At 66.8% G+C, this 5,775-nt stretch carries 3 protein-coding genes; 1 reads left to right on the top strand and 2 read right to left on the bottom strand.

Annotated features, from left to right (window positions below; translation table 11 throughout):
- Positions 1-945 (bottom strand): hypothetical protein (locus tag EB084_18175; protein ID NDD30188.1); only part of this gene is annotated, 945 nt, incomplete at its 3' end.
- A gap of 303 nt (positions 946-1,248) precedes the next feature.
- On the opposite strand from EB084_18175, the gene EB084_18170 reads away from it, so the two are divergent.
- On the top strand, positions 1,249-2,856 hold the full coding sequence (locus EB084_18170; protein ID NDD30187.1) for a DUF1800 domain-containing protein: 1,608 nt from the start codon (positions 1,249-1,251) through the stop codon (positions 2,854-2,856).
- Here the strand turns inward: EB084_18170 and EB084_18165 are convergent.
- Positions 2,808-5,775 (bottom strand): acriflavine resistance protein B (locus tag EB084_18165; GenBank protein NDD30186.1); only part of this gene is annotated, 2,968 nt, incomplete at its 5' end. The genes EB084_18170 and EB084_18165 overlap by 49 nt on opposite strands.

Raw genomic sequence — 5,775 nt, 5'->3', positions numbered from 1 at the left:
CCCACGGTGCTGCGATACACAGCACCTAACGGCGTCCAGGAACCAGAGGACATGGTTGCCCAGCGTGGGGCCCTCCTTGGCGATGCTGTCTGCGGCTTCCCGGGTGACGGCCGCGCCCAGCGCGGTCAGGGCTGTCGAGCTGAGCACGTCGAGGTGCTGGGTGAACAGCCCATGCAGCGCCTCGATGCCCAGGCCGTGCCCGACGAGCTCGGCGCCTCCCAGGGCGGTGGAAACGGCCCCGCTGCCCTCGGCCGCGGTGATCACCGCGTTCTGCCTAGCGGCGATGTCGTTCACCGCTTCTTGGGTGAGCACCGCGCCGCCCGCCAGCAGGAAGCCACCCGCGGCCACCGCACCGGCATTTGAGGCGGCCAGGGTCTTGAGGGTGTGGGTGAAGATGTGGTCGAGGCCGGCTACCCCGTACTGTCGCCCCACCAGCTCGAGGCCACCCAGCAGCCCGCCGGCAGACCCTGCGGCGCTGCTCAGCCCGAGCAGTGCGTTGGCGCCCCGATGCTCGGCGTGGTGTGCGGCCTGCGTGAGCCGCTCGGCTGCGAACTGCCCTGCGGCCGCGCCTCCGGCCATGACGCTGAGGCCCGCGATGCCCTCGGCGTTGTTCACGAGAGCTTCGAGGGTGCCGGTGAGGGCGCGGTTGAGCACCGGGATGTGGTAGATGGCGCCGACCACCTGCGTGCCACCGAGGGCGGCTGTGCTGCCCGCGGTGATCTTCCAGGCCGCGCGCAGGGGATGGGCCTCGAGGTCGTTGACCACTGCGTCGTGTGCCGCCGCGGCCCCCACCAGAGCCACGCCGGCGCTCACCGCGGGCACGATGCCGTACTGCGCCACATCAGAGAACACCGCCGACTGCGATGAGGCCCCCGCGGTGACGATTGCGGCCCCCACCCCCGCGACGCCGCTGAGCAGGGGGTTCTCGCTCACGAAACGCCCCACGGGGGAGCTCTTCAGACGCTGCTAGGGGGTGTCTTTGGGAGGGGCTTCGACGGGCTGAGCAGCCCGTTGGGGCGCGAGACGCGCGAGGCGCGGCACGGTGGGCGTGACGGGGTGTGTGAACAGCATGGACGTGGACATGGCAGACCTCAAACAGTGAAGTCAGCGTGTACCGTAACCCAGATCAGGGGCGTGCTGGTTTCGCAGATGTGAACACGTCGACACGTTCTCGAGGCTCGCAGGCGCAGCGCGCGACGCGGGCGAACCTGTATCGCCATCTCGCGCCAGTGCTGGAGGGTTCATGTCATGCGACCCGAGCGATGCGGTTCGATGCTCGTCTTGGTCTTGATTGTGGCGGGTCTCACATGGTGCGGGTGTGCCGGTCGATGCGCTCCCGCCTTTGCTGTACCCGCCGCGCCCTCCACCGCGCCTCGCGTCGATGGTCCGCTCGATGACCACCAGCGGTTGGTGCACTTTCTCGACCGTGGCGGATACGGCGCGCGCTTCGGGCAGGTGGAAGAGGTGGAACGCCTGGGCCTCTTCATGTACCTGCAGCAGCAGCTCGACCCCGAGACCATCGATGACCGCCAGACCGAGGCGCGCCTTCGTGCTTTCAAGAGCCTGCGGGTACCCCCTGGGCAGATGCGCCAGCGCTATCCTGATCCGGGTGACGTGGCGAAGATGAAGAAGGAGAAGCCGAACGACCCGCCATCCTACTTCGGCGACAGCAACGCGCTCCTCGCTGAGATGCAGCAGCAGCGACTTGTGCGCGCTGTGCACTCTCGACGTCAGGTGCTCGAGGTCATGGTCGACTTCTTCATGAACCACTTCAACATCTACTATCACAAGAGCAGCGACAAATGGCTGCTGCTGGCCTTCGAGCGTGACACCATCCGCCCCCGCGCCCTGGGACGCTTTCGTGACCTGCTGGGGGCGGTGGCGCACAGCCCCGCCATGCTGGTCTACCTCGACAACTCCGTTTCCCGTGCCGAAGCGCCTGCCAGATCCGGCGCCAAGAAGCAAGGCGGGCTCAACGAGAACTATGCCCGCGAGCTGCTCGAGCTGCACACCCTCGGGGTCGACGGCGGCTACACCCAGCGCGATGTGGTCGAGGTAGCCCGCTGCTTCACCGGGTGGACCATCGACAAGAACCTGGCCTTCACGTTTCGTAAGGACTGGCACGACAATGGGGAGAAGGTCGTGCTCGGGCACACCATTCCCGCTGGCGGCGGGGTCAATGACGGCGAGATGGTGCTCGACATCGTTGCCGCCCATCCCAGCACTGCCCGCTTTCTTGCCAAGAAGCTGTGCCGCGAGCTCATCGGCGATGACCCGCCCGTCGACGCCATCGATCAGGTGGCGCGGTCGTTCAGCCGCAGCGATGGTGACACGCGCCGCGCCATCGCGACGCTGTTCAACACCGCAGCGTTCTGGTCGCGCAAGGCGTGGCGCGCCAAGGTGAAGACGCCCTTTCATCTCGTGGTCAGCGCCTTGCGCGCCGTTGATGGAGATCTCCAGAATGCGCAGGTGCTCAACCAGCAGCTGCAGCAGATGGGCATGCCGCTCTATCTCTGCGTGCCGCCCACCGGCTACATCGATCGTGCCGAGAACTGGCTGAGCGCAGGCAGCCTGCTGGCGCGCCTGAATCTGTGCGTGGCGCTCGCGCAAGATCAGATCAGGGGCGTGAAGGTCGATATCACCCGCCTGTTCAAAGGCCTTCCGCCGCAGGCTTCGAAGCCGCCCGCAGTCGCGCTCGATGTTCGCGTTCAGCGCCTGCTCGACCACGCCGTTCTCTACCGCGAGATGAGCGATGCCACCCGCGGCAGCGTTCTTCAGGCGCTCAACACAAAGAAGCCCGACTATCGTCAGCTGCTCGGGCTGCTGCTGGGGTCTCCGGAGTTCCAGCGCCGCTGATCAGCCTGCGGCGGGCGAAACAGCGCGCTGAGCTTCTCGAGGTAGAGATACACCACGGGCGTGATGTAGAGCGTCAGCAGCTGCGAGACCAGCAGGCCGCCCACCACGGCGAGGCCGAGCGGACGCCGCGACTCAGCGCCTGCACCCCACCCGAGGGCGATGGGAAGGCTGCCCATGAGCGCGGCCATGGTGGTCATCATGATCGGGCGGAACCGCACGAGGCACGCCGCCGTGATGGCCTCTTCGGGCGAGCGCCCTCGCTCGCGCTCTTCTTCGAGGGCGAAGTCGATCATCATGATGGCGTTCTTCTTGACGATGCCCACGAGCATGATGAGCCCGAGAAAGCCGTACACGTCGAGGTCGAGGCCGAAGAGGCGCAGGGTCAGCAGCGCGCCCAGGCCGGCCGAAGGCAGGCCCGCCAGGATCGTGATCGGATGAAGGAAGCTCTCGTACAATATGCCCAGCACGATGTAGATCACCAGAATGGCCAGTGCGAGCAGCGCCCACAGACCGGTGAACGCGTCCTGGAAGGCCTGTGCGGTGCCCTGGAACCCGCCCGTCACGTTTGCGGGGAGCACGTTGGCGGCGACCTTCTGAACCTGGGGCAGTGCGTCGCCCAGAGCCACGCCGGGCGTGAGGTTGAACGACACTGTTGCCGAGGGGAGCTGCCCGATGTGGTTCACGAGAAGCGGGGTTGCGTCGGTCTTGAAACGTGCGATGGTCGACAGCGGAACCAGCGGCGCGCCCGGCGCCCGCACGCCGGGGAGCGTCGAGAACGTGGTGGGGCCAGCAGGGCTTGCGGGGGAAGCGGGACGCAGGTACAGCTGCGACAGCACGCTCGGGTCCTTGTAGAAGCGGGGCTCGACTTCGACGATGACCTTGTACTCATTGCTCGGCGCGTAGATGGTGGAGGCCTGCTTCGTGGCGTAGGCGTCGCCCAGGGTCTGGTCGACGAGATCGGCGGTGATGCCCAGCAGCGCGGCTTTATCGCGGTCGACATCGATGGTGACCTGGGCCGCCCCCACCTGCAGATCGCTGGTCACGTCGGTCAGGCCGGGCACCTTGGCGAGGGCGGCGACGAGTCTTGGCGTCACCTCCTCGAGGGTCTTCAGATCGGGCGAGAGCAGGCTGTACTGATACGGGCTCTTGGTGACCATGCCACCCACATTGATGGCCGGCGGGTTCTGCAGGTACACGCGCAGCCCGGGAATGTCATCGCACTTCCGACGCAGCGCGAGCATGGCGTCGTCTGCGCTCAGCGTGCGCCTGTCGCGGGGCTTCAGGTAGATCTGCACGACGCCCTGGTTGGCCGTGGGGCTCGCGCCGCCGCTGCCCACGCTCGAGAGGTACGCGGCCACGTTCTCATCGGAACCGATGACATCGGTGAGCCGCCTCTGGTGGGCCACCATGTCGTCGAACGAGACGGTCTGCGCCCCCTCGGTGAAGCCCACCAGCTGTCCCGTGTCCTCGCTGGGCATGAAGCCTTTCGGGCAGACGACGAAGAGCCACGCGGTGACCCCCACCAGCGCCACCGAGATCAGCAGGGTGAGCAGCCGCAGCCGCATGACGAGGCGCAGCGTCTTCGCGTACAACCAGACCCAGGCCTCGAACAGGTGCTCGGTGAGCGCGGTAAATCCGCGTGGGTTCTGGTTGGGCCCTCGCATGAAGCGGCTGCACATCATGGGGGTGAGCGACAGGCTCACGAATCCAGAGACGAGGATTGCGACACTGATGGTGACGGAGAACTCCTGGAAGAGCCGTCCGATGATGCCCCCCATCAGAAGCACCGGGATGAACACGGCCACCAGCGAGAGGGTCATCGACACGATGGTGAACCCGATCTCACGCGCGCCGTCGAGCGCGGCCTTCATGGGGGGCTCGCCATGCTCCATGTGGCGCACGATGTTCTCGAGCACCACGATGGCGTCATCGACCACGAAGCCCACCGACAGGGTGAGGGCCATGAGTGTGAGGTTGTTGAGCGAGAACCCGAGCAGCGACATTGCCGCAAAGGTGCCCACGATGGACATGGGCAGAGCCATGCTGGCCACCACGGTGGCCGAGAAGCTGCGCAGGAAGACAAAGATGACGGCGATCACGAGCGCGATGGTGCCCAGCAGCGTGAGCTCGACATCCTTCACCGATTCGCGAATTGCGTCTGACAGGTCGTAGAGCACCTCGACCTTTGCGGCGGCGGGGATCTTCGACGCTATCTCTGGCAGGGCTTTCTTGATGTCATCGATGACCTGCACCGTGTTCGTCCCGGGCTGGCGCTGCACGGCCAGCAGCACGGCGGCCTTGCTGCCGTGGGGGGTGAAGGGCTGTCCGCCGCGGGGCGGCGTGGTCACGGTGGGGCCGGTCCATCCGGCGAGCTTGTCGTTCTCGACGCTGTCGATCACCTTCCCCAGATCGCGCAGGCGAACGGGGGCGCCGTCGCGATAGGTCACCACGAGATCGCGCCAGGCGGCGGCGTCGGGCAGCTGATCGTTGGCCTGCACCTGGTAGGCGAGGAACGGGCCGTACAGGGTTCCCGTGGGGAGCTTGACGTTGCCCGTTCCCATGGCCGTGACCACGTCGTTGAAGCCGATGCCGCGCGTGGCCAGCGCCCGCGGGTCGAGCTGCGCCCGCACCGCGTACTTCTGCTGCCCGAAGACCTGCACCTGGGCCACGCCGCCCACCATCGAGATGTGCTGGGCCACGTAGGTCTCGGCGTACTCATCGACCGTGGAGAGGGGCAGCGTGTCGGAGCTGAGCGCGAGGTAGAGAACCGGCTGGTTGGCGGGATTCACCTTCTGGTAGGTGGGGGGAGAGGGCATGTCCGGGGGAAGCTGCCGGGCCGACGCGGTGATGGCGGCCTGTACGTCTTGCGCGGCGGCATCGATGTTGCGCGCGAGGGTGAACTGCAGCGTGATCTGGGTC

Source organism: Pseudomonadota bacterium (assembly GCA_010028905.1).
Taxonomy (GTDB): Bacteria; Vulcanimicrobiota; Xenobia; order RGZZ01; family RGZZ01; genus RGZZ01.
The sequence above is the reverse complement of the archived record's forward strand: the minus strand, read 5'-3'. Positions and strand labels throughout refer to the sequence as shown.

Excerpts from the sequence above, each read along its gene's own strand:
- EB084_18170 (NDD30187.1), top strand. The coding sequence starts at position 1,249 with ATGCGACCCGAGCGATGCGGTTCGATGCTCGTCTTGGTCTTGATTGTG.